Origin of the sequence: Catenuloplanes sp. NPDC051500 (assembly GCF_044454585.1) — a bacterium.
Classification (GTDB): Bacteria; Actinomycetota; Actinomycetes; order Mycobacteriales; family Micromonosporaceae; genus Catenuloplanes.
Window position 1 is genome coordinate 380,012 of the sequence record NZ_JBITDX010000005.1, and the last position, 23,250, is coordinate 403,261.

Here is a 23,250-nt window from a genome sequence, read left to right on the forward strand (position 1 = left end):
GTTGTGAACACCCCTCGCCTCACCGTCATCGGCACCGGCTACCTCGGTGCGACGCACGCGATCTGCATGGCCGTCCTCGGCTTCGAGGTGCTCGGCGTGGACGTGGACCAGGCCAAGATCGACCGGCTCGCCTCGGGTGAGGTGCCGTTCTTCGAGCCCGGCCTGCCCGAGCTGCTCGCCAAGGCGCTCGAGTCCGGCCGGCTGCGCTTCACCACCTCGTTCCAGGAGGCGGCCGAGTTCGGCGACGTGCACTTCATCTGCGTGGGTACGCCGCAGAAGAAGGGCTCGCACGCTGCGGACATGACCTACGTCGACGCGTCGGTGACCGCGCTCGCGGCACACCTGACCCGCAAGGCGCTCGTCGTCGGCAAGTCCACGGTCCCGGTCGGCACCGCGGCCCGGCTGACCGCGCTTGTCAAGGAGCTGGCCCCGGCCGGTGACGAGATCGAGCTGGCCTGGAACCCGGAGTTCCTGCGCGAGGGCTTCGCGGTCGAGGACACCATGAAGCCGGACCGCCTGGTCTTCGGCGTGTCGTCCGCCTGGGCCGAGGAGCAGCTCCGGGCCGCGTTCGAGCCGGTGCTGGCGCAGGACGTGCCGGTCAAGGTCACCGACCTGGCCACCGCGGAGCTGGTCAAGGTCGCGGCGAACTCGTTCCTGGCCACCAAGATCTCCTACATCAACGCGATGGCCGAGGTCTGCGAGGCGACCGGCGCGGACGTGTCCGACCTGGCCGAGGCGCTCGCCTACGACACCCGGATCGGCGGCCGGTTCCTGCGGCCCGGGCTCGGCTTCGGCGGCGGCTGCCTGCCCAAGGACATCCGCGCGTTCATGGCGCGGGCCGAGGAGCTCGGCGTCGGCCAGGCGGTCGGCTTCCTCCGCGAGATCGACGGCATCAACCAGCGCCGCCGGTCCCGCACCGTGGACCTGGTCACCGAGCTGGCCGGCGGCGACGTCAAGGGCAAGAAGATCGCGGCGCTCGGCGCGGCGTTCAAGCCCAACTCCGACGACATCCGCGACGCGCCCGCGCTCGACGTGGCGAGCACGCTGCACCGGATGGGCGCCGAGGTCACGGTCTTCGACCCGGCCGCGATGGACAACGCCAAGCGCGTCCACCCGGAGCTGACCTACGGCGAGAACGCGCTCGACGCCGCCGCCGGTGCGGACGTGGTCGTGCTGCTCACCGAGTGGACCGAGTTCCGGGAGATCGACCCGGCCGCGATGGCCGCGGTCGTCGGCACCACCGCGATCGTGGACGGCCGGCACGCGCTGGAGCCGTCCGAGTGGCGCGCGGCGGGCTGGGAGTACCGGGCGCTCGGGCGCCCCTGACGTACCCCCGCGGGATTGTGATCTCGGGCGGCCCTGGCGGGAACGTTGCGTCGATTGGCGCGGAAACGCTCTCGAAAGGGCCGCCCGGCTCTCTTAGACTCGGCGGTGACGAGATACGGGGGCCTCGATGGACAGTGGGCAGAAGACCGGCATCGACACGGCGGAACAGCTGCGTGAGCTGCTCGGCGCGCCGATGCCGCGCGCGGTGACCAAGGAGCGCGTCGCGCTTCACCAGCGGGACCGGGAGTGGCTCGCCAACTCGCCGTTCTGCGTCATCTCCACGGCGGCGGAGGACGGCACCTGCGACGCCTCGCCGAAGGGCGACCCGCCCGGCTTCACGCTCGTGCTCGACGACAGCACGATCGCGATCCCGGAGCGGCCCGGCAACAGGCGCGCCGACGGCTACCTCAACGTGCTGAGCAACCCGCACGTCGGCCTGCTCTACCTGATCCCCGGCCGCTCCGAGACGCTGCGGATCAACGGCCGCGCCCGGCTGCTGAGCGACGCGCCCTACTTCGACGACATGGTCGTCAAGGGACACCGGCCGGTCCTGGCGCTTGAGGTGGAGATCGAGCAGATCTTCTTCCACTGCGCCAAGGCGTTCCTCCGCTCCGACCTGTGGAAGCCGGAGACCTGGCATCCGGAGGTCCTGCCGAGCACCGCGCGCCTGATCAAGGACGTGCAGCCGCAGGCGACGGAGACGGTGGAGCAGCTGGAGGCCTACTACGGCCCCAGCTACCTCGACGGGCTCTACCGCACCAGGTAGTACGCCAGGCGGTTCCCCAGCCACCGCAGGCCCTTGATCGCCCAGTCGGTCAGCAGCAGCGAGACCGCGAAGATCACCGCGAAGACGGTGATCCGGGTGGCATTGTCGTCGGCGAGCCTGCTGACCAGGCGGATGTTCAGCAGGAACAGGCCGATGAGGATGCTCCAGCGCACGCCGTCCGGGATCGAGTCGATCCGGTCCGCCGTCCAGTGCAGCCCGGTGCGCAGCGCCCGTCCGGCGTCGCGGCGCGCCAGGCGACCACGCGACGGCGGTACCGGGATGTCCTCCGGGTCACGTGCCGGCATGTCCACCCGCAGCCCCGGCGGCACGGCGGCGTCCAGCGCGGCCAGTGCGGCCGCGTCCACCGCGAAGAGCGACGGCTCCAGGTGCGCGGAGACCGCGTCGTAACCGATCAGGCGGCGGGCGCCGTCCGGCCAGGCCAGCATCGCGGCGGTCTCGGCGAACCGGACCGTGACCACGCTGCTGCTGCCCGCCAGTGAGACGCCGTCCGGGCCGAGCACCATCGCCTGCGCACGGTCGGCCAGGTACGGGTGCCGCCGGCCCTCGACCGTGGCCGTGGACGCGGCCGGCGCGGCGGTGAAGCCGGCCCAGTCCGGGTCGCGGCCGTCCGGCACCATCAGCAGCGACGACGCGTGTGCCTCCGCCGCCGTGGCGGTCACGTCCGCCGGGGTCACCGCGCGCAGTTCCGCGCGCAACTCCTCGATCGACAGGTTCCGGCGGCCGAGCAGTGCGTTCTGCGCCATCCCGGGCAGCCGGCGGGCCTCGGCGTCCGCGCCGGTCAGGGTCGACTCGGCCTTGGCCACGTATGCGTCGAGGTCGGCCTGGGCGACCTGGCCGAACCGGAGCGCGGCCAGCACGTCGACGAACTCGCCGAGCAGCGGCCCGCGCTTCTGCGGCAGCATGTCCGCCACCGCGATCACCGAGGCGTGCGTAGCGTCGCGCGGCAGGTACTCCGCGGCCACCTGGTACGAGTAGCCGCCGTCCTGGCGCAGCGACCGGAACAGTGACCGTTCCAGCACGCCCGTGAAGACGCCGGCCGCGGTGCTCCGCGCCACGATCCCCTCGTAGACCACCGCCCGCTCGCTCGGCCCGTGGAAGTACGCGGGCGTCTCCGGCAGGGCGGACGTGACCGCCGGCGCGGGCATGCGGGCGCCGTCCGGCAGCGTCAGCCGCAGCCCGGCCGGCACGCCGTCGCCGGTGATCCACAGCATCGCGTTCCCGCGGGTGAAGTAGCGGGCGGCCCAGACGTGCAGGTCGTCGCCGGTCAGCGCGTACGTGCCGAACTCCGGGAAGCCGACCACACCGTGCCCGCGGGCGCCGTACCGCCAGACCGCCATCGGCTCCGCGACCGAGTTGCCGCGACCGGCCTCCTCGGTGCGCAGGATCTCCTTCTCCACGGCCAGCCGGCCCACCGGCAGGTCCGCCAGCGCGCCGCACACGCCGTTAAGGAACGCGACCACGTCGGCCTCGGTGCCCTGCAACTGGAACGTGGTCGTGACCGGTGACGTGGTGCCGTTGAAGTGGTAGTCGGTCATGCCGATGCGGTGCAGCGCCAGATGCTCGATCAGGTGCGTGACGCCTGCCCGGGCCAGCGGCTCGTCCGCCCGCCCGACGCGGAACACCAGCCCGGCCGTGATCGGCCCGGCGGACGGCGCGACGAGCGTGGGCACGCCGTCGACCTCGGTACGGGTGACGGTCATCCCGCGGCCCTCGCGATCGACTCGGCACGGCGCTGCATGAACGTCTCACCCTCGTTCCGGCCCAGGTAGCTCCAGGGCGATTCGGTGGCCAGCGGGCCCAGCGCGGCGAACAGCCCGGCGGTCGCCCGGTGGTCCTCCAGCAGGCTGAAGAGCCCGGCGAACATGTTCATCACGTAGACCCAGCCGACCGTGCGGCGGAACTCCGGATGCCAGACCGACCGGCGGGCCGCCTCGTAAAGCTCCTCCCGGACCGGCTGCGAGGTCAGATAGGCGGCGTCCTCGCCGCTCTCCAGTTCCAGCCAGTGCTCCAAGTGCGCGGTGGCCACAAGCACCGCGTTGTGCGCGCCCTCCGGGGCAGCCAGCATGCGCTCGCGGGCGAACGTGTGCACCGCCTCCCAGCTGCCGCTCCACTTCGGGCAGAGCAGCTGCAGCAGGCCGGACTGCGCGCGCAGATGATGTGGGGCGACGCGGGCCACCCGGTCATACCGGCGGCGGGCCTCGTCCTGGCCGAGCTGAAGGCCCATCGCGGAGGTGATGCGCCACTCCCAGGCCGCCACGTTCTCCGGGTTGCGCGCGGTCGCCTCGATCAGCACCCCCTCGGCCCGGCGCAGATGCTCGTGGAAGCGCCGGAACTGGTCTTGGGAGACGAACCGGGCCCGGGCGGCGCTGCGGATGCGCCAGCCGGCCGAGACCAGGTGCGCGCCGAGCATGGCGCCGGCGACCGGATCACCGGGATCCGCGTCCAGCGCGGCACGGAGCATGGCCACGAGGTGCTCTACCTCGCCGGGACGCTCGATGTCGGAGACCGCGTCGACCAGCTGCGAGCGACCGGCCCAGTCGAGGCCGTCCCAGAGCCGCCGCACGGCGGTCCAGTCGGCCGCGCCAAGCGCGGAGCGCAACACGCCGATCTCGGGGTACGCGGTCGCGGCGTCGAAGTCCGGCACCGGCAACGGGGGATGCATGGCGCGGATATTAGATGATCTTCGAGCGTTCGCGCAGCCCCGTTTCAGGCGACGTGGAGCGGATGTTCAGCGCTTGACGAGCTGACGGCCGCGGTCCTCTCCGCGATGCGGAGAGGACCGAAAAGCCACCGGAAGCAGCGGGGGTACGGCCGTCAGGCCGTTGCACCCTGGTCGGACTGCTGCGTGGTGCCGTCCTGCTGGGTGGTGTGGTCCTGCTGGCCGCCCGGGAAACCGCCGCCGCCCGGGCCGCCCTGGCCGCCGCCGTTCTGGCTGCCACCGGGGAAGCCGCCGCCCGGCCCTTGCTGCGTGGTGCCCGTGCCGGTCGTCGCCGAGCCGCCGAAGGCCTGACCCGCGAGGAAACCGCCGCCGCCCGCCACCAGCGCGGTGATGGTCAGTGCGATAAGCACCGTCTTGAGCGTCCACCGCCCGCCGTCCGCCGGCGGCGTGCCCCAGCCCGCGGACGTGTCGCTCACACCGGGGGCGGCCGCGGCGGGCGCGAACGTCGCCGGGTTCGCCGTCGTGGTGGCGAGCGGGGCCGGCTGAACCGCCGTGCCCTCGGCCACGCCGGTCCGGGACCGGTCGTCGTACCCGGACGGGGTCATCTGCTCCGTCGTCATCGCTGCTTCCCTCCGTGCTGCCCCGCGGTCGCGTGGCGGACTCGGGACAAGACTGAGAGCCGGACCTGTCCGTAGCCTGTGCGCCGGGTCAAGGCTTGCTCGGACCTGTGGAGCGGGCGGACAGGCTGTGACCCGCGGAGCCGATTGACAGCGCCGCCGCCCGGCGGGCCCGGATCAGCCGCCGGTCCGCGACGATCGTGTTCCGCACCCGGCGCAGCCGCAGCGAGCCCCACAGCCCGGCGACCCACAACAGCGCCATCCCGGCCACCAGCGGCTCGATCGCCCCGTCGGTGCCGAGGATGAGAGCGACGGACCCGCCGCCCGCCGCCCAGCCGGCCAGCCCGAGCAGCAGCGAGCCGGCCGCGCCGTACCGCAGCGGTCGTCGTCCGCGCGGCTCCGGCGCCGGGATCGAGCCGGGATCGCGCGGCGGCAGCGAGGCGTGCCGGTCGGCAGGAACGGCCGCGTCGATCGCCGGGACCAGGTCCGGCGTGGTCTCGTGAAGCGTGGACTCGATGTCCACGTGCCTCGCGTCCGCGCGGACCAGCCGGCGGCCGCCGTCCGGCCAGGTGAGCAGCACCGCGGCCGCCGCGAATGGGACGGTGACCGGCGGAATGCCCGGCCAGGTCCGGGTGATCGAGGTCTTGTCCAGCACCAGCGCGGCCCGGCGGCTCTCCAGCGACGGGAAGCGGCGTCCGAACGGCACCGGCTCCTCGGCGGTGGGCACCACGCCGACCGGCCCGCTCCACGAGTCGAGCAGCAGCTCCGAGGCCTGCGATCCGGCCGCGAGCGCGTTGATCCGGTCGGCGGTGATCGTCCGCAACCGGGCCCGAAGCTCCGCGACCGGCACCTCGGAGATCAGCGCCCCGGAGACCGGCGCCTCGGAGACGGGGACCTCGGAGACGGGCACCTCAGAGAACGACGCCTCGGAGATCAGCGCCTTGGAGAACGGCGCCTCGGAATCGCCGGTAAGCAGTGCGAAGGCCTGCTCGGGCAGCCGGTTCGCCGCCGCCTCCGGCCGGGTCAGCGCCCGCTCGTGCTCGGTGATCACCGCCGCGACGTCCTCGGCCGGGACGCCCGTCATCCGCAGTGCGTACAGCGTGTCGGTGAACTCGCCGACGATCGGGCCGGCGTCGCCGCCGACCATCTCGGCGAGCACCACGACAGACGCGCTGCCGTCACCGCGCGGCCGGTAATGCGACCCCACCCGATGTGCCCCGTCGCCCGCGGCCCGGCCGGTGGCCCGGAAGAGCGCCCGCTCCAGCACGCTCGCGTAGACGGCCGTGGCGAGGCCGGCGGGTAGCACCTGGTCCCGGGCGATGGTGCGGCGCGACGTCGGGCGGAACGCGCCGAGCCCGCCGGTCAGCGGGTCCGCCGCCGGGACCGGTCGCCGCACGCCGGACGGCAACGCCAGCCGCAGCCCGGCCGGAACCTCCGGACCGGAGATCCACAGGGCCGCGTTCTCCCTGGTGAAGTAGGCGGCGATCCACTCGCGTACGTCGTCGGCGGTGAGCGCGTGCAGACCCCACTCGGGCAGCCCGGCCAGGCCGTGATGCCGCGCGCCGAACCGGACCACGTCGAGTGAGTCCAGGACGGTGGTGACCCGGCCCGCGGCCTCCGCCCACATCTCCGCCTTCGCGGCGGCCAGGTTCGCCTCGGACGGGGAGGTGAGCGCCGCGCAGACGCCGTTCAGGAACGCGGCTGTCTCGGCGGCCGAGCCCTTGGTGGTGAAAGCGGTGACCACCGGCGAGGCGCCGCCGCAGTTGCCGCCCGCTTGGGGCACCCGGGCCCGCACCAGGTGCGCCACCAGGTGGGACAGGCCGGTCCGGGCCGGTGTCTCGTCCGCCCGGCCGACCCGGAAGACCAGGCCGGCCCGGGGCGGCCCGGGCGCGCGCAGCAGCGGGATGCCGTCGATCACCTCATCGCCTGCTTCCGGAGCCGGTTGAAGGTCCGGTGCGGGTGGCGGGCCAGCCGCTCCCGGAACCGGGACAGGTAGTTCCACGGCAGGTCTGTCGCGTGCGGTCCGAGCTCGGTGAACACCCGGGCGGCGGCGCGGTCCTCACCGGCCGCCGCGAACCCGGCCGCGAAGTAGTTCAGGACCGCCACCCAGCCGGGCGTGCGCCGGAAGTCCGGATGCCAGATGGACAGATCGGCGGCCTCGTGCAGTTGTGCGCGGACGTCCGCCGACCGCATGTGTTCCGCGCCGTCGCTGAGCAGCTGTTCGAGGTGCGCGTCCACCACAAGCACCGCATTGTGCGCGCCGGCCGGCGCGGTGAGCATGCGCTCCCGTGCGAAGCCGTGCAGCGTACGCAGGTCGCCGCTCCACTTGGGACAGAGCTGCTGGAGGTAGCTGGTCTGGGTGGCGCGGTGGTGCGGGTCGATCGCGGCCGCCCGGTCGTACCGGCGCCGCGCCTCGCCCTGTCCTAGCTCCAGCCCGCGCGCGACGATCACCCGTTGCTGCCAGGCCGCGAGATTGCCGGGGTCCTGACCGGTCGCGGTGGCGAGCACGACGTCCGCCTGCCGCAGCAGGTCGTGGAAGCCGCGGAACTGGTCCGCGCCGACGTGCTTGGCGGGGGCGCTGCTGCGCACCCGCCAGGCCGCCCGGACCAGGTGACAGCCGAGCATGGCGGCTGCGGCACCGTCCGCCGGGTCCGCCGCGACCACCCGCCGAAGCAGGTCACCGGCGTCCCGGACCTCGCCGCCCTCCGCGACCAGCAGCGCGCGCCCGTCCCAGCCGAGAGGATCGTAGATTTCGCGTGCCGCAGCCCAGTCGCCGGAGCGCAGCGCCGCCCGCAGCGAGCCCACCTCCGGGTAGGCGCCCGCCGCGTCGAAGTCGGGTGTGGATGATCTTCCGAACATGGCGGGAGCTTAGGGCCGGGCTGTCGCGTGGTGGGGGGTGACGTGGATCACCGAAGCCCACAGCGGGTGCACAGGAAACGCCGAGCCGCCCGAAAGGACGCCGGTCGATCGTTGCCGGCATGACCACCACATTCACCACCGCGCACGCGCCCCGCACCGGGGAGACCGCCGACCGAACCCGCCCGGACCGGCGCGCGCCGGTCCTGGACGTGGTCATCCCGGTCTACAACGAGGAGAACGACCTGGAGCCGTCCGTACGCCGGGTGCACGCGTTCCTGGCCGGCGCGTTCCCGTACCCGTTCCGGATCACGATCGCGGACAACGCAAGTGTGGACGCCACGCCGGCGATCGCGGCACGGCTGACCCGGGAGGTCCCCGGCGTGCGGCACGTGCGCCTGGAGCAGAAGGGCCGCGGCCGGGCGCTGCACACGGTCTGGTCCGCCTCGGACGCGCCGATCCTGGCGTACACCGATGTGGACCTTTCCACCGACCTGTCCGGGCTGCTGCCGCTTGTCGCGCCGCTGATCTCCGGGCACAGCGACGTGGCGATCGGGTCGCGGCTGGCCCGGGGCGCCCGGGTGGTGCGCGGGCCGAAGCGGGAGTTCATCTCGCGCTGTTACAACCTGCTCCTCCGCCTGGGTCTGCGCGTGCGGTTCAGCGACGCCCAGTGCGGGTTCAAGGCGATCCGCGCGGACGTCGCCACCCAGCTGCTGCCGCTTGTCGAGGACACCGGCTGGTTCTTCGACACCGAGCTGCTGGTCCTGGCCGAACGGGCCGGCCTGCGCATCCACGAGGTGCCGGTGGACTGGGTCGACGACCCGGACAGCCGGGTGGACATCGTCGCCACCGCCCGGGCCGACCTGCTCGGGATCGCGCGGATGCGGCGCGCGTTCGCGGACAAAAAACTGCCGATCGACGCGCTGCGCAGCCGCTACGGCCGCATCGCCTGAGCCCGGCCCGACACGACTCCTGGAGACGAACACGATGACGACGCTTGCACCCCCGAGACCGCCCCGGCACGCCGATCAGCCGGCGCCCGCCGTACCCCCGAAGGCTCTTCGTGGGTTGAGCAGGGAGCACCTGGCGCTTGCCGTGCTGCTGGCCGGGACCGCGCTGCTCTACCTGTGGAACCTCAGCTCGTCCGGCTATGCGAACAGCTTCTACGCCGCCGCGGTCCAGGCCGGTTCGCAGAGCTGGAAGGCGCTGCTGTTCGGCTCGCTCGACGCCGGCAACGCGATCACAGTGGACAAGCCGCCCGCGTCGCTGTGGGTAATGGGCCTGTCCGCGCGGATTTTCGGCTTCAACAGCTGGAGCCTGCTGGTCCCGCAGGCGCTGATGGGCGTGGCGAGCGTCGCGCTGCTGTACGCGACGGTGCGCCGTCACGTCGGCCCGGTGGCCGGCCTGATCGCGGGCGCGGCGCTGGCGCTGACGCCGGTCGCGGTGCTGATGTTCCGCTTCGACAACCCGGACGCGCTGCTGGTGCTGCTGATGGTCGCGGCCGCCTACGCCGTGGTCCGGGCCACCGAGACCGCGAGCCTGCGCTGGCTGGCGCTCTGCGGCGTGGCGATCGGCTTCGCGTTCCTCACCAAGATGCTTCAGGGCTTCCTGGTGCTGCCCGGCTTCGCGCTTGTCTACCTGATCGCCGCGCCGGCCACCATCTGGCGGCGGATCCGGCACCTGCTGGTCGCCGCGCTGAGCGTGACCGTCTCGGCCGGCTGGTTCATCGCGCTCGTGGAGATCTGGCCGAAGGACTCCCGCCCGTTCATCGGCGGCTCCGAGGGTGACAGCCTGCTGGAGCTGGCGCTCGGCTACAACGGCCTGGGCCGCATCCTCGGCGGTGACGGCAACGGCGGTGGCGGCGGTGGCGGCATGGGCGGTGGGAACGCCGGCTTCGGCGGCTCGCCCGGCATCACCCGGCTGTTCGGCGACAGCATGGGCACCGAGATCTCCTGGCTGCTGCCGGCCGCACTGATCGCGCTCGTCGCCGGCCTCTGGTTCACCCGCCGCGCGCCGCGCACCGACGGCGTCCGCGCCCAGCTGATCGCGTGGGGCAGTTGGCTGCTCGTCACCGGCCTGGTGTTCAGCTTCATGAGCGGCACCATGCACCCGTACTACACGGTCGCGCTGGCCCCGGCGATCGCGGCGCTGACCGGCATCGGCGCGGTCCAGCTGTGGCGTGGCCGGGACGCGCTCGGCGCCCGCGCGGCGTTGGCGCTGATGGCGTTCGCGACCGGCGTGTGGGCCTTCGTGCTGCTGTCCTCGGACGCGAGCTGGCTGCCCTGGCTGCGCTGGGTGGTGCTCGCCACCAGCCTGGTCACCGGGATCGGCCTGGTAGCAGGCGCGGCACAGCTCAAGCGAGCCGCTGTGGTGCTGGCGTTCGCCGGCCTTCTCACCGGCGCCGGTGGCACGGCTGCCTGGGCCGTCGCCACCGCGGGCCAGCCACACACCGGCTCCATCCCGACCTCCGGCCCGTCAGGCGCCGGCGGCATGGGTATGGGCGGAAGATCAAATTCAGATTCCGGCAACGGTACGGCCGGAGCTCCCGACGCCGCGGCGGAGGCGCCCGGCGCGGACGGTTCCACACCCGACGGCGCTCCGCAGAGCGACGGCCAGACCGCAGGTGGTGAGGCTCCGGGTGGTCGGGCCCAGGGTGGTCAGGCCCAGGGTGGTGGCATGGGCATGGGCGGTGGCCAGACCAGTGAGGAGCTGAACGCGCTGCTGGAGGGCACTACGACCACCTGGTCCGCCGCGGTCAACGGCTCACAGTCCGCGGCCGAACTGGAGCTCTCCACCGGCACCGCGGTGATCGCGATCGGCGGCTGGTCCAGCAGCGACGACGCCCCGACCCTCGCCGAGTTCCAGCAGTACGTGGCCGCCGGCGAGATCAGCTACTACATCTCCGGCGGTGGCATGGGCGGCGGTGGTATGGGCGGTCCCGGCGGCGACGGCCAGGAGAGCGCGGCTTCGCAGATCTCCGCCTGGGTCGAGGCGACCTTCACCGCAACCACTGTCGGCAGCAGCACGGTCTACGCGCTGAACGGCTGACCTCCGTACCCGCGAAGGGTTGGTGAAGAGCAGAACGGCAGTGGTCACCGGCGCCCGATCCGGTGACCACTGCCGCTCTACGCCCGGTGGGGTGCCTAACGGATGACGGCGTGGATGCCGGTGCCGTTTGTCAGTGCCGTCCGGCTGGCGGGATGCACAAGGTCGGTGCTCTCGGACTCCGCCTCCAGGTGCACCATGCCTTCGCTGTGCAGGTAGCGGCCGTAGGCGTGCATGCCGTCGACAAGCCGGACCACGTCCTCCGGCGGGCGGACCACGAAGCGCAGGTACTGGCTGGTCATGCCGAGCTTGTTGCCGCACTCGCGGACGTAGATGCCGAAGCGCGAGATCAGGAAGTCGCGCAGCTCCACGCCGTCCCAGCCGGGGCCCAGCTTGACAAGCAGGAAGTTGCCCTGGGAGGGCCAGACCGTGAGGCCGGGGACCCGGGTCAGCTCGTCCGCCATCCGCATCCGGTCGCGGGACAGCCGGCGCAGGCTCTCCCGGTACTCGGCCTCATGGTCCTTGATCATGTGGACGACTGTCTCGGCAAGCGAGTTCAGGTTCCACTTGGGGAGCGCCCTGCCGATCTTCGTGGCCAGCGCCGGGTTCGCCACCATGTACCCGAACCGGATGCCGTGCAGCCCGAAGTTCTTGCCGAGGCTCTTCAGCACAAGCATGTTCGTCCGGATGCCGGCCTCGGCCGCCACCGAGGGCTGCCGCTCCTGGTCGACGAAGTCGATGAACGACTCGTCGATCACCACCAGGTCCAGGTCGTGAAGCATGTCGACGAACCGCAGGATCTCCCGGCGCGGGATGTAGCCGCCGTCCGGGTTGTTCGGATTGCAGATCACCGCGACCCGGGAGCCGCGCTGCCGGATGAAGCGCGCGTAGTCGTCCAGGTCGAGCTGGTAGTTGTCCGCCTCCTGCAGCGGGTACATGTCGACCCGCTTGCCGGTCTCCAGCGGCTGATCCGTCCACCTGCCGAACGTCGGGATCGGGATCGCGATGCTCTCCTTGACCAGGAGGTGGTCGATCCAGGTGATCAGCTCGGTGGAGCCGTTCGCCATCGCCACGGTCTGCGGGTGCAGGCCGAGCGCGGTGCAGAGCTGCTTGGTGATGGTCTCCGCGCTGCTCGGGTAGTACTTGAGGATGCTCTCCAGGTTTGCGGAGAGCTCCGCGAACATCTCCGGCGTGGGGAAGTACGGGTTGCAGGGGATGCAGAAGTCGACGATCCGCGCTCCCTCGCCCATGTTCCGCTGCAGCGTGGCGATGGACGCGCTGTGCGCCCCCTGCCGCAGAAGACTCAGGTCGATGCTGCTGCCGTGTCGCAATGCATCCTCCAGCTGTCGATCGCCAGGCCCTAACCCCGCGTATCTCGCCGCCCTGTCCGGCAGCAAGTACGCACCGCGTCGCGACTTGGATCAAATGATCACCAAAGAGGCGGATTCCGAGGCCGGGCGAGCGCGGGCGGGGGTCCGCCGCCCTGTCCCGCCACGCCCAGAAAATCTATGTTCCGGGTACTAGACATTCTTGAAAGACGTGGCTAATGTTCCTGGTGTTGCCAGCAAGGAATTACGAAAGACGCAGACGGTTGTACCCGCGCCGAGAAGCACCCGGTTACCTACCGGGGCCGCGCACGGCGATGTAGTTCAAGACCTTGACGTTTTTCCGGGTCAAGGCGATCGCAGGTGGGGCCGATGCAGTTTTCGGGGCTCTGCCTGGCACAAGGTTTGCCGCACGTGTGGGGGCCATGAAGTTTTGCGTGGGGCTCCGGCACCGGCAAGCAGCAGTACGCACCTGTGAATCTGAGGAAAGGGAGGGCAGAACACCGTTGGATCGCCCGCCGCGGGAACGTGTTTCAGTTCCGGGGCGGACACCGCAGTTTCCATCGAACGAGAGGTGGTCTCCGGTCACGCTTATGCGATCCTCGCACCCCACGTCGCCAAAGGCGCTGGGTGTGGATACGACAAGCCGGCTTCTTCGCCGGTAGATGGTGTTTACCCGTAAACCCTGGGCCCCGGCGCTTCCACGCCGGGGCCCTCGACTGTGTGCCGGGCTTCGACTGTGTGCCGGGCCTTCGACGTTGGCTCTGTGCCTGGCGGCCGTCTGTGTGCCCGGCGGTCATCTTTATGCCGGCGTCCGGCGTCCGGCGTCCGGCGTGCGGCGTCAGGTCTGCGGCGTGCCGCGTGCGGCGTCAGGCGCGTGGCGCGGAGGTGGAGCGGCGGACGACAAGCGTCGGCGGGACCATTGAGGCCCGCTGTTCCGCGTCCGGCTCGTCGCCGTTGATGATGCGCAGCAGTGCGGCCATGCTCCGGCGGCCGACCTCGTCGAAGTCCTGCCGCACGGTGGTCAGCGGCGGCAGCATGAACTCCGCCTCGGGTATGTCGTCGAATCCCACCACGCTGATGTCGTCCGGCACCCGGACGCCGCGCTCGTGCAACGCGCGGAGCAGGCCGAGTGCCATCTGATCGTTGGCCGTGAACACGGCAGTGACCTCCTTGCGACCGGCGAGCGCGGCGCCGGCCGTGAAGCCGGAGCGGGCGCCCCAGTCGCCGGAGATCACCGGCGGGACCGGCGCGCCGGCCTCCTCAAGCGCGGCGCGCCAGCCGTGCACGCGATCGCGCGCCTCCAGCCAGTCGCCGGGGCCGGCCACGTGCCAGACCGTGGAGTGGCCCAGCTCAAGCAGGTGCCGGACCGCGAGCGTGGCGCCGACGGCCTGGTCGACCGAGACCGCGGGGAGCACGCCGTCCGGCCCGGTCTCGACAGCGACCGCGGGCATGCCGGGCGGGAGGCTGTGCAGCGCGGCGGCGGCGGCCATCTGCGGCGCGATGATGATGACGCCGTCCACCCCCTGCGCGGCGAGGCCGTCGACGGCGGAGAGGACGCCGGCGCGGTCGACCCGCTCCAGCGCGACGATGCTTACGCCGTAACCCGCGCCGCGGGCGGCCCGCTCGATGCCGAGCAATGTGGACGCGGGGCCGTAGAGGATGGTGTCGAAGCTGACCACACCGAGCACCCGGGACCGGCGGCTGGCCAGGCCGCGGGCCATGGCGTTGGGACGGTAGCTCAGCTCGGTGACCGCGCGCATGACGCGCTCGCGGGTATCCGGCCGGACGCTTGGGTGGTTGTTGAGCACCCGAGAGACGGTCTGGTGCGACACGCCGGCCAGCCGGGCGACGTCGGTCATGACCGCCGGCCGCGCCGCGTCGGAGGTCACCGCCGGTCGCGCGGCTTCGGGTGTGGAGGTCACCGCCTTAGGTTATCGCCCACCCGCACAGCGGTGATTGTGCTGGTAGACCGATTTCTTGGCCGGACCTGTAGAGATTTGTGATCATCGTGGTCAAGTTGTGACCCCGGCCACCCCTTGACTCATCGATTGTTAGCGTTAACACTACTGCGCAACGTCCCTGTAACGAGGTCGTGACAGCGACGCCGCAAAGCCGGATCACACCCACTCCGGCCTGCGGTCGCGCGTCCGGCCGAGCCCTTGCACCACGGCACATGGCACCACAGCACATGGCACCTGGTAGATGCAACGCGGCACCACACGTTCCCCACCCTTCAACGGCCCCCGCTCCTAGGGGTCACGACCGGACGCCGGCGCGCGGCGATGGTCGGCGGTCATCGGCAGAGGAGTAAAAGCCATGCATGTAAGCAGGAGGAAGCTTTTCGCGGTCGTCGCGGCGGCCGGTCTCGTCACCAGCGGGCTCGCGGCCTGCGGTGACGGCACCAAGGACGACGAGGCCGGTGCGGGCGGCGACGGCAAGATCGTTCTCGGTTTCGCACAGGTCGGCGCGGAGTCCGGCTGGCGTACGGCGAACACGAAGTCCATCCAGGACTCGGCCAAGGCCGAAGGGATCGAGCTGCAGTTCACCGACGCGCAGCAGAAGCAGGAAAACCAGATCAAGTCGATCCGGGGCTTCATTCAGCAGAAGGTCGACGTCATCGCGTTCTCGCCGGTGGTCAACACCGGCTGGGACCCGGTGCTGAAGGAGGCGAAGGCGGCCGGGATCCCGGTGATCCTGACCGACCGCGCCGTCGACTCGACCGACACCTCGCTCTACGTCACGTTCATCGGCTCGGACTTCATCGTGGAGGGTCAGCGCGCCGCTGACTGGCTGATCAAGCAGTACGAGGGCAAGACCGAGCAGGTCAACATCGTGGAGCTGCAGGGCTCCCCGGGCGCGGCGCCGGCGATCGACCGGAAGAAGGGCTTCGGGGACGCGATTGCGGCGAACCCGAACTTCAAGATCATTGCCTCGCAGACGGGTGAGTTCACCCGGGCCAAGGGCAAGGAGGTCATGACCGCCTTCCTGCAGTCCAACCCGGACATCGACGTGCTCTACGCGCACAACGACGATATGGCGCTCGGCGCGATCCAGGCGATCGAGGAGGCCGGCAAGAAGCCCGGCGTCGACATCAAGATCATCTCGATCGACGGCGTCAAGGACGCGTTCCAGGCGATGGCCGACGGCAAGATCAACGTGGTCGTCGAGTGCAACCCGCTGCTCGGCCCGCAGCTGATGGAGCTGGTCAAGAAGGTCAAGGCCGGCGAGACCGTCGAGAAGCGCATCCTCACCGAGGAGGGTGTCTTCACCCAGGACCAGGCCGCGGCCGCGCTCCCGTCCCGGGAGTACTGAGCGACAGCGACCCGCAGCGGTACTGAGCGGCAGCGACCGCCGCAGTGCTGAGCGACAGGGACCCGCCGCAGTGCTGAGCGGCAGCGACCGCAGCAGTGCTGAGCGACAGCGACCCCAGCAGTACCGATCGACAGTCCGGCCGGCGTGGAGACGCGCCGGCCGGGAGCTCATCGATTCGCAGCGCCAGTCGCGCGTGCCGCCGGCCCGTCCATCGGGCCGGCGGCATCGCCGCGATCAGCAAGGAGAGGAGCACGGCGCGATGCCGGACCCCCAGCCGATTCTGCAGATGAAGGGCATCACCAAGGAGTTCCCCGGCGTCACCGCGCTGGCCGACGTCGACTTCCGGCTCTTCCCCGGCGAGGTGCACGCCCTGATGGGCGAGAACGGCGCTGGTAAATCCACCCTGATCAAGGTGCTCACCGGCGTGTACCAGGCCGAGGCCGGCGAGGCCGAGCTGGCCGGGTCGCCGGTGCACTTCAGCAGCCCGCTCAAGGCCCAGCAGGCCGGCGTCAGCACGGTCTACCAGGAGGTCAACCTCTGCCCCAACCTCTCGGTGGCGGAGAACATCTTCATCGGCCGTGAGCCACGCCTGTTCGGGCTGATCAACAACTACCCGGCGATGCGGCGCCGCGCCCGTGAGCTGCTCGCCCGGGTGGACCTCGACATCGACGTGACCGCGCCGCTTGCCAGTTACTCGCTTGCGATCCAGCAGCTGATCGCGATCGTCCGGGCGGTGGACATCTCCGCCAAGGTGGTGATCCTGGACGAGCCCACCTCAAGTCTTGACGCCGGTGAGGTGCAGCAGCTGTTCCGGGTGATGCGACAGCTCAAGGAGGACGGCGTCGCGCTGCTCTTCGTGTCGCACTTCCTGGAGCAGATCTACGAGATCTCCGACCGGATGACGATCCTGCGCAACGGCCGCCTGGTCGGCGAGTGGCGCACAAGTGAGCTGAGCCGCATCGAGCTGGTCTCCCGGATGATCGGCACCGAGCTGTCAGTGCTTGAGGCACTTGAGGAGCAGCCGAAGCGCGAGCTCGCTGCGCTGGAGCGGCAGGAACCGTTCCTGCAGGCCGCCCAGGTGGGCAAGAGTGGCCTGGTGGCGCCGTTCGACCTGACGATCCACCGGGGCGAGGTGGTCGGGCTGGCCGGGTTGCTCGGCTCCGGGCGTACCGAGGTGGCGCGGTTGATCTTCGGTGCGGACCGGGCGGAGAGCGGCACGATCTTAATCGACGGTGCACCGCTGTCCGTGAAGACGCCGCGCACCGCGATCGGAAATCACATCGCGTTCTGCCCGGAGAACCGCAAGACCGAGGGCCTGGTCGAGGACCTCTCGGTGCGGGAGAACATCATCCTGGCCATGCAGGCCGCGCGCGGGTGGATGCGCCCGGTGCCGGCCCGCCGCCGGGACGAACTGGTCGCGCAGTACATCGAGGCGCTGAGCATCCGGCCGGCCAACCCGGACGCGCTGGTGCGCAACCTCAGCGGCGGCAACCAGCAGAAGGTGCTGCTCGCCCGCTGGCTGATCACCCAGCCCAAACTGCTGATCCTGGACGAGCCCACGCGCGGCATCGACGTCGGCGCGAAGGCGGAGATCCAGCGGCTGGTGGTCTCGCTTGCCGAGGACGGCATGTCGGTGCTGTTCATCTCCGCCGAGTTGGAGGAGGTGCTGCGGCTTAGCCACAAGGTCGGCGTGCTGCGCGACCGCCGTCTGGTGGCAGAGCTGGCTAACGACGAGTCGCTCACCGCCGAGCGCATCATGCAGACAATCGCGAGCGGGGAGGACGCATGAGCACCCTTACCAGGCACCGTCTCTTCTGGCCGGTCGTGGTGCTGGTCGTACTGCTTGTCGGCAACCTGTTCGAGAAGCCTGACTTCTTCGCGGTCCGGATCCAGGACGGGCACCTCTACGGCAGCGTGATCGACATCCTCCGGTTCGGCGCGCCGCTGATCCTGGTGGCGCTCGGCATGACGCTTGTGATCGCGACCGGCGGCATCGACCTCTCCGTCGGGTCGGTGGTCTCCATCGCCGGCGCGGTGGCCTGCCTGCACATCAGCCGGGCGCCCGACCCGGACGCGGTGGGCGTAGTGCTTGTCGCGGTCGCGATGGCGCTCGGCGCCGCGCTGGTGGCGGGCCTGTTCAACGGCGTGATGGTGTCCCGGATCGGTATTCAGCCGATCATCGCGACGCTGATCCTGATGGTGGTCGGCCGCGGCATCGCGCAGTTGATCATGGACGGGCAGATCATCACGATCAACAGCTCGCCGTACAAGTGGATCGGCGCGGGCTGGCTCTTCGCGCTTCCGGCCGCGGTGCTGATCGCGCTGGCCATGACCGCGGTCGCCGCGCTTGTCATGCGCCGCTCCGCGCTTGGCCTGCTGCTGGAGTCGGTGGGCGGCAACGCGGAGGCCAGCCGGCTGGTCGGCATCCGGTCGCGCAGCCTGGTGCTGCTCGTCTACGCGGCCAGCGGGCTCTGCGCCGGACTGGCCGGCCTGATGATCAGCTCGAACGTCTCGGCCGCGGACGGCAACAACGCCGGCCTCCTGATCGAGCTGGACGCGATCCTCGCGGTGGTGATCGGCGGCACCGCGCTGACCGGCGGCCGCTTCTCGATCGGCGGCACCGTGATCGGCGCGCTGGTGATCCAGACGCTGTCCACCACCGTCTACACGCTCGGCGTACCCCCGGAGACGACCTTGATCTTCAAGGCGGTCGTGGTGACTGTGGTCTGCCTGCTGCAGTCCCCGGCGTTCCGCCGCAAGGTGTTCGGCCGATGGGGGCCGCGGCGCACCCCACCCGCGTCCGGGACACCCGCCGCGCCGACGAATGTGAAGGTGCCGGCATGACCACAGTCACGACCCCGGCCGGCGTGCGGCTGGCCAAGGTCTTCACCGGCCGCCAGCGGTACGTGCCGGTCCTCGCCACCGCAGGCGTGCTGGTGCTGATGTGGATCGGTGCCTCGCTGCGCTACGAGAACTTCGCCGACCTGCAGGTGCTGCTCAACATCTTCAAGGACTACGCGTTCCTGCTGGTCCTGGCGGTGGGGATGACGTTCGTGATCCTGAGCGGCGGCATCGATCTCTCGGTCGGGTCGATGCTTGCGCTCTCCACGATGATCTGCGCGTCGCTGATCACCGACCACGGCCTGTCGCCAGGCGTGGTGATCCCGCTGGTACTCGTGATCGGCGCGGTGAGCGGCAGCGCGATGGGCGCGATGATCCACTTCTTCGAGGTGCCGCCGTTCATCGCCACGCTCGCCGGCATGTTCCTCGCCCGCGGCCTCTGCTACGTGATCAGCACTGACTCGATCCGGATCAGCCACCCGTTCTTCACCGAGACCGCGACCACAATGGTCCCGCTCGGCGACTACCGGATCGACCCAAGCGTCGTGGTCTCGCTGATCGTGGTGGCGCTCGCGTTCGTCGTGCTGCACTACACGCGCTTCGGCCGCAACGTCTATGCGATCGGCGGCAACGAGCAGTCCGCGATGCTGATGGGCCTGCCGGTCGCGGCCACCAAGGTCGCGGTCTACGCCATCAGCGGGCTGTGCGCGACCGGAGCGGGCGTGCTCTACACGTTCTACACAGGCGCCGGATACAGCAACACCGGCATCGGCATGGAACTTGACGCGATCGCCGCCGTGGTGATCGGCGGCACGCTGCTGACCGGTGGCTCAGGCTTCGTACTCGGGACCGTGCTTGGCGTGCTGGTGTTCGGCGTCATTCAGACAATCATCCAGTTCCAGGGCCTGCTCTCCTGGTGGACGCGGATCGCGGTGGGCGCGCTGCTGCTGCTGTTCATCGTGCTCCAGCGGGTCATCGGCGCCCGAAAGGTTTGAGCTCTGCTTCTGGTCGTCGCTTCGCTCCTCCGGGCGCTCTGCTAGCTGGTCGTCGCTTCGCTCCTCCGGGCTCGACGCCACGGCCTGCGGACGTCGGTGTCAGGCAGACGAAAAGCGTGTCTGACTGACACCGACGTTCCTCGGTCGTCCGCGCCTCACGACGTGGTCGTCTTCCGCGCGGGTCGGGGGAAACTGCAGACGAAGATCGGTGGGCGCGTTGGGTGTCTGTCTGACACGGACGTTTCTCGGTCGACCGCGCCTGTTGAGAGAGACTGCAGATGAGGGCCCCGCTGGAGGCTCAAGATCCTTGCGGCTCTGGTAGCCCGTAGAAGGCGTCGATAAGGGGGGGCCAGGGCTGCAAGGATCTTTGGTCCCATCAGATGGGCGGTCTTTGGGGCGCGTGGTGGGGTGGGGGCGTTCCGGTAGGGAATCGTAAGTTGCGGGATCGCCGATGTGGGGGTGGCTGGGGCAAGATAGGCGGGACAGCCGTATGCGAAGAGGGAGACGTCCGTGACCGTCAGCGAGGGGCGCAGGGTCACCATCACCGCGATCGCGGCGGAGGCGGGCGTCTCGGTGCCGACCGTCTCGCGCGTGCTCAACGGGCGGTCCGATGTCTCGCCGCAGACCCGGGAGCGGGTCGAGGAGCTGCTGCGCCATCACGGGTACCGCCGCCGCGCCGCCCGGAGCCGCGTCTCCGCCAGCCTGATCGACCTGGTCTTCAACGACCTGGACAGCCCGTGGGCCGTCGAGATCATCCGCGGTGTCGAGGACGTGGCGCACGCGGCCGGCGTCGGCACCGTGGTCTCCGCGATCCACCAGCGCTCCACCTCCGCCCGCCAATGGCTGCAGAACCTGCGCGCCCGCGCCACCGACGGCGTCATCTTCGTGGTCTCCGACCTGTCGCCGCCGCTGCTCGCCGAGCTCCGCCGGCTGAACATCGCGATGGTGGTGGTCGACCCGACCGGCGTCCCCGCGATGGACATCCCCACAATCGGCGCGACGAACTGGGCCGGCGGCCTCAGCGCCACCGAGCACCTGCTGTCCCTCGGCCACACCCGGATCGGCTTCATCGCCGGTCCGAAACGGATGCTCTGCTCGCGCGCCCGGCTGGACGGTTACCGCGCCGGGCTTGAGGCGGCCGGCGTCGAATTCCGCGAAGAGCTTGTCTACCAGGGCGACTTCTACCACGAGTCCGGCTTCGCGGGCGGCGCCGCGCTGCTCGACCTGGACGACCCGCCCACCGCGGTCTTCGCCTCAAGCGACCAGATGGCCTTCGGCGTCTACGAGGCGGTCCGCCGCCGCGGCCTGCGCGTCCCGGACGACATCAGTGTGGTCGGCTTCGACGACCTGCCGGAGGCGCGCTGGGCCTCACCGCCGTTGACCACGGTCCGCCAGCCGCTGGCCGAGATGGGCCTGCTGGCCGCGCGCACAGTGCTGCGCCTCGCTCAGGGTGAGGACATCGACACCCTGCGCATCGAGCTTGCCACTCACCTGGTCGCCCGCGACAGCACCGCGCCTCGCTAATCCACTTTCCGGAAGATCCAGAGCCAATTCATCTTCCCGCTTCCGCTGTGGTCCGGCCCGCATGCTCCCGCGGGCAAACGTCGCGGCGGGCTCCGCTGGCGCTCCGCACGACGCTCCGAGCCGGTCCCGCCGTGGTCGGGGGACAACCCTCTCCCGTGATCCGTTTCCGGGCGGTCGGGCCGCGCGGCGGTGCAGCGTGGCGGCCTGGTGGTGCGGCGGTGCGGGGTGCTTGTGCACGGTGATGATGGGGCGGGTTTCCGGGAGATTTCCGGTAATGGATTGACGGGGCTGAGTGGGTCTGCCAATACTTGGGAACGCTCCCATCGAAGTGCGTCTACGTTGCGGCGTCTCCACCGCCGCAGCGATCGGGAGCTTTCCCAGCAGAGAGGATTGAGCCCCGATGACCGACGACTCGAAGCGCCCGCCGGGACGTCACCGCCGGCCGCTGCTCGCGGCGGCGGCCGTGCTGCTCGCCACCGGAGCCGCGATCGCGGTGCCACACCTGGCCGACGCCGCCACCACGCTGCAGAGCCTTGCGGCGGCGAAGGGCAAGACGGTGGGCTTCGCGCTCACGTCGAGCTATCTCAGCGAGGCGGCCTACAAGAACATCGCTGACACCGAGTTCAACCTGGTCGTCGCCGAGAACGCGATGAAGTGGTCGGAGACCGAACCGTCCCGGAACTCGTTCACGTACACCGCTGGTGACGCCGTGGCGAACTACGCGGCGTCAAGCGGCAAGCAGCTCTACGGGCACGCGCTGGTCTGGCACCAGCAGTACCCGGGCTGGGTGGACGGGATCAGCAGCGGCACCGACCTGCTGGCGGCCATGAAGAACCACATCGCGAACGTGGCCGGGCACTACGCCGGCAAGGTCGTGGCGTGGGACGTGGTGAACGAGGCGTTCGAGGACAACGGCTCGCGGCGCCAGTCGATCTTCCAGCAGCGGATCGGCAACTCGTACATCGAGGAGGCGTTCAAGGCGGCGCGTGCGGCGGACCCGGCCGCGAAGCTCTGTATCAACGACTACTCCACGGACGGGATCAACGCGAAGAGCACCGCGATCCTCAACCTGGTGCAGGACTTCAAGGCGCGCGGCGTGCCGATCGACTGCGTCGGCTTCCAGGCGCACCTGATCCTCGGGCAGGTCCCGTCCGACCTGCAGGCCAACCTCCAGCGGTTCGCGAACCTCGGCGTCGACGTGCGGATCACCGAGTTGGACGTGCGGATGACCACGCCGTCCGACGCGTCCAAGCTGGCCACCCAGAAGAGCGACTTCCAGAAGGTCTTCACGGCCTGTGCGAACGTGACCCGCTGCACCGGCGTCACGGTCTGGGGGATCACCGACAGGTACTCGTGGGTGCCGGAGGTGTTCTCCGGCTACGGCGCGGCGCTGATCTGGGACGACAACTACAACCGGAAGCCGGCCTATGACGGCGCGGCGGCGGGATTCGGCGGCACCACGACCACGCCGACACCGACCACGCCGACGCCGACCACACCCGGACCGACCACACCCGGTCCCACCACACCCGGTCCCACCACGCCGGCGCCGGGCGGTGGGTGCGCGGTCGGCTACACGGTCAACCAGTGGAACACCGGCTTCACCGCGACCGTCAACGTGAAGAACACAAGCGGCACCGCGATCAACGGCTGGACGCTTGCCTGGTCGTACAGCGCCGGCCAGACCGTGACGCAGTCGTGGAGCGCGACGGTGACCCAGTCCGGCAGCGCGGTCACCGCGGCGAACGCGGCGTGGAACGCGGCGCTCCCGGCGGGCGGCAGTACATCGTTCGGCTTCAACGGCTCGCACAGCGGCAGCAATCCGGCGCCGGCCGCGTTCTCCTTGAACGGCACGGCCTGCACTGTCGCCTGACCGCGGGCGAGGATCAAGATCGTGGATTAAGGCAGGATCAGAGGGTACGGTCACGCCGTACCCTCTGATCTATCTCTGAGGTTTCAG

The 23,250-nt window shown here is 70.6% G+C and carries 16 protein-coding genes and 1 pseudogene; 10 read left to right on the plus strand and 7 right to left on the minus strand.

Annotation, left to right across the window (positions count from 1 at the left end; genetic code table 11):
- Positions 1–3: 3 nt before the first annotated feature.
- Complete coding sequence (locus ACIA8K_RS13675) at positions 4–1,326, plus strand: UDP-glucose dehydrogenase family protein (protein WP_396058444.1); 1,323 nt, start codon at positions 4–6, stop codon at positions 1,324–1,326.
- 127 nt (positions 1,327–1,453) lie between these two features.
- Positions 1,454–2,092 (plus strand): pyridoxamine 5'-phosphate oxidase family protein, encoded by a 639-nt coding sequence (locus ACIA8K_RS13680; protein ID WP_396058446.1) that lies wholly within the window; start codon positions 1,454–1,456, stop codon positions 2,090–2,092.
- Here ACIA8K_RS13680 and ACIA8K_RS13685 read toward each other — a convergent pair.
- The 5 genes from ACIA8K_RS13685 to ACIA8K_RS13705 form a co-directional block, all read right to left on the minus strand.
- Positions 2,077–3,813, minus strand: a complete 1,737-nt coding sequence (locus tag ACIA8K_RS13685; RefSeq protein ID WP_396058448.1) for an insulinase family protein — start codon at positions 3,811–3,813, stop codon at positions 2,077–2,079. The two genes, ACIA8K_RS13680 and ACIA8K_RS13685, sit on opposite strands and share 16 nt — an antisense overlap.
- Positions 3,810–4,775 carry a hypothetical protein gene (locus ACIA8K_RS13690; protein ID WP_396058450.1) on the minus strand — a complete coding sequence of 322 codons (966 nt, stop codon included), beginning with the start codon at positions 4,773–4,775 and terminating at the stop codon, positions 3,810–3,812. Before ACIA8K_RS13690 ends, ACIA8K_RS13685 begins: the two co-directional genes overlap by 4 nt.
- Positions 4,776–4,927: 152 nt before the next feature.
- A complete protein-coding gene (locus ACIA8K_RS13695; RefSeq protein WP_396058452.1) occupies positions 4,928–5,392 on the minus strand; it encodes a hypothetical protein in 465 nt (154 codons plus the stop codon).
- 88 nt (positions 5,393–5,480) lie between these two features.
- Positions 5,481–7,307, minus strand: coding sequence for a hypothetical protein (locus tag ACIA8K_RS13700; protein WP_396058454.1), 1,827 nt, complete (start codon positions 7,305–7,307; stop codon positions 5,481–5,483).
- Positions 7,304–8,248: a hypothetical protein gene (locus ACIA8K_RS13705; RefSeq protein WP_396058456.1), complete on the minus strand. Its 945-nt coding sequence runs from the start codon at positions 8,246–8,248 to the stop codon at positions 7,304–7,306. Before ACIA8K_RS13705 ends, ACIA8K_RS13700 begins: the two co-directional genes overlap by 4 nt.
- 119 nt (positions 8,249–8,367) lie before the next feature.
- Between ACIA8K_RS13705 and ACIA8K_RS13710 the strand changes: the two are divergent.
- Both ACIA8K_RS13710 and ACIA8K_RS13715 read left to right on the plus strand, forming a co-directional pair.
- Positions 8,368–9,189, plus strand: a pseudogene (locus ACIA8K_RS13710) (dolichyl-phosphate beta-glucosyltransferase); the annotation flags it as partial.
- Between the two features lie 124 nt (positions 9,190–9,313).
- The gene (locus ACIA8K_RS13715; protein ID WP_396058458.1) at positions 9,314–11,293 is read left to right on the plus strand and encodes an ArnT family glycosyltransferase; all 1,980 of its coding nucleotides are present in this window, start codon (positions 9,314–9,316) and stop codon (positions 11,291–11,293) included.
- A 95-nt stretch (positions 11,294–11,388) separates the two neighbouring features.
- Here ACIA8K_RS13715 and ACIA8K_RS13720 read toward each other — a convergent pair whose 3' ends face one another.
- Both ACIA8K_RS13720 and ACIA8K_RS13725 read right to left on the minus strand, forming a co-directional pair.
- Entirely contained in the window at positions 11,389–12,621 is a 1,233-nt protein-coding gene (locus ACIA8K_RS13720) for a pyridoxal phosphate-dependent aminotransferase (protein ID WP_396058460.1), read from the minus strand.
- Positions 12,622–13,484: 863 nt separating this feature from the next.
- On the minus strand, positions 13,485–14,477 hold the full coding sequence (locus ACIA8K_RS13725) for a LacI family DNA-binding transcriptional regulator (RefSeq protein WP_396058531.1): 993 nt from the start codon (positions 14,475–14,477) through the stop codon (positions 13,485–13,487).
- Positions 14,478–14,934: 457 nt separating this feature from the next.
- Here ACIA8K_RS13725 and ACIA8K_RS13730 point away from each other — a divergent pair, with 457 nt between their 5' ends.
- The 6 genes from ACIA8K_RS13730 to ACIA8K_RS13755 all read left to right on the plus strand — a co-directional run bounded on the left by ACIA8K_RS13730 (position 14,935) and on the right by ACIA8K_RS13755 (position 23,163).
- Positions 14,935–15,930, plus strand: a complete 996-nt coding sequence (locus ACIA8K_RS13730) for an ABC transporter substrate-binding protein (protein WP_396058462.1) — start codon at positions 14,935–14,937, stop codon at positions 15,928–15,930.
- A 259-nt stretch (positions 15,931–16,189) separates the two neighbouring features.
- Positions 16,190–17,719, plus strand: coding sequence for a sugar ABC transporter ATP-binding protein (locus ACIA8K_RS13735; protein ID WP_396058464.1), 1,530 nt, complete (start codon positions 16,190–16,192; stop codon positions 17,717–17,719).
- The gene (locus ACIA8K_RS13740; protein ID WP_396058466.1) at positions 17,716–18,774 is read left to right on the plus strand and encodes an ABC transporter permease; all 1,059 of its coding nucleotides are present in this window, start codon (positions 17,716–17,718) and stop codon (positions 18,772–18,774) included. The genes ACIA8K_RS13735 and ACIA8K_RS13740 overlap by 4 nt, the downstream gene beginning before the upstream one ends.
- Positions 18,771–19,766, plus strand: a complete 996-nt coding sequence (gene yjfF / locus ACIA8K_RS13745) for a galactofuranose ABC transporter, permease protein YjfF (RefSeq protein ID WP_396058468.1) — start codon at positions 18,771–18,773, stop codon at positions 19,764–19,766. Before ACIA8K_RS13740 ends, yjfF begins: the two co-directional genes overlap by 4 nt.
- A gap of 510 nt (positions 19,767–20,276) precedes the next feature.
- Positions 20,277–21,290, plus strand: coding sequence for a LacI family DNA-binding transcriptional regulator (locus ACIA8K_RS13750; protein ID WP_396058470.1), 1,014 nt, complete (start codon positions 20,277–20,279; stop codon positions 21,288–21,290).
- A 400-nt stretch (positions 21,291–21,690) separates the two neighbouring features.
- Positions 21,691–23,163, plus strand: coding sequence for an endo-1,4-beta-xylanase (locus tag ACIA8K_RS13755; protein ID WP_396058472.1), 1,473 nt, complete (start codon positions 21,691–21,693; stop codon positions 23,161–23,163).
- The last annotated feature ends 87 nt before the right edge of the window (positions 23,164–23,250 follow it).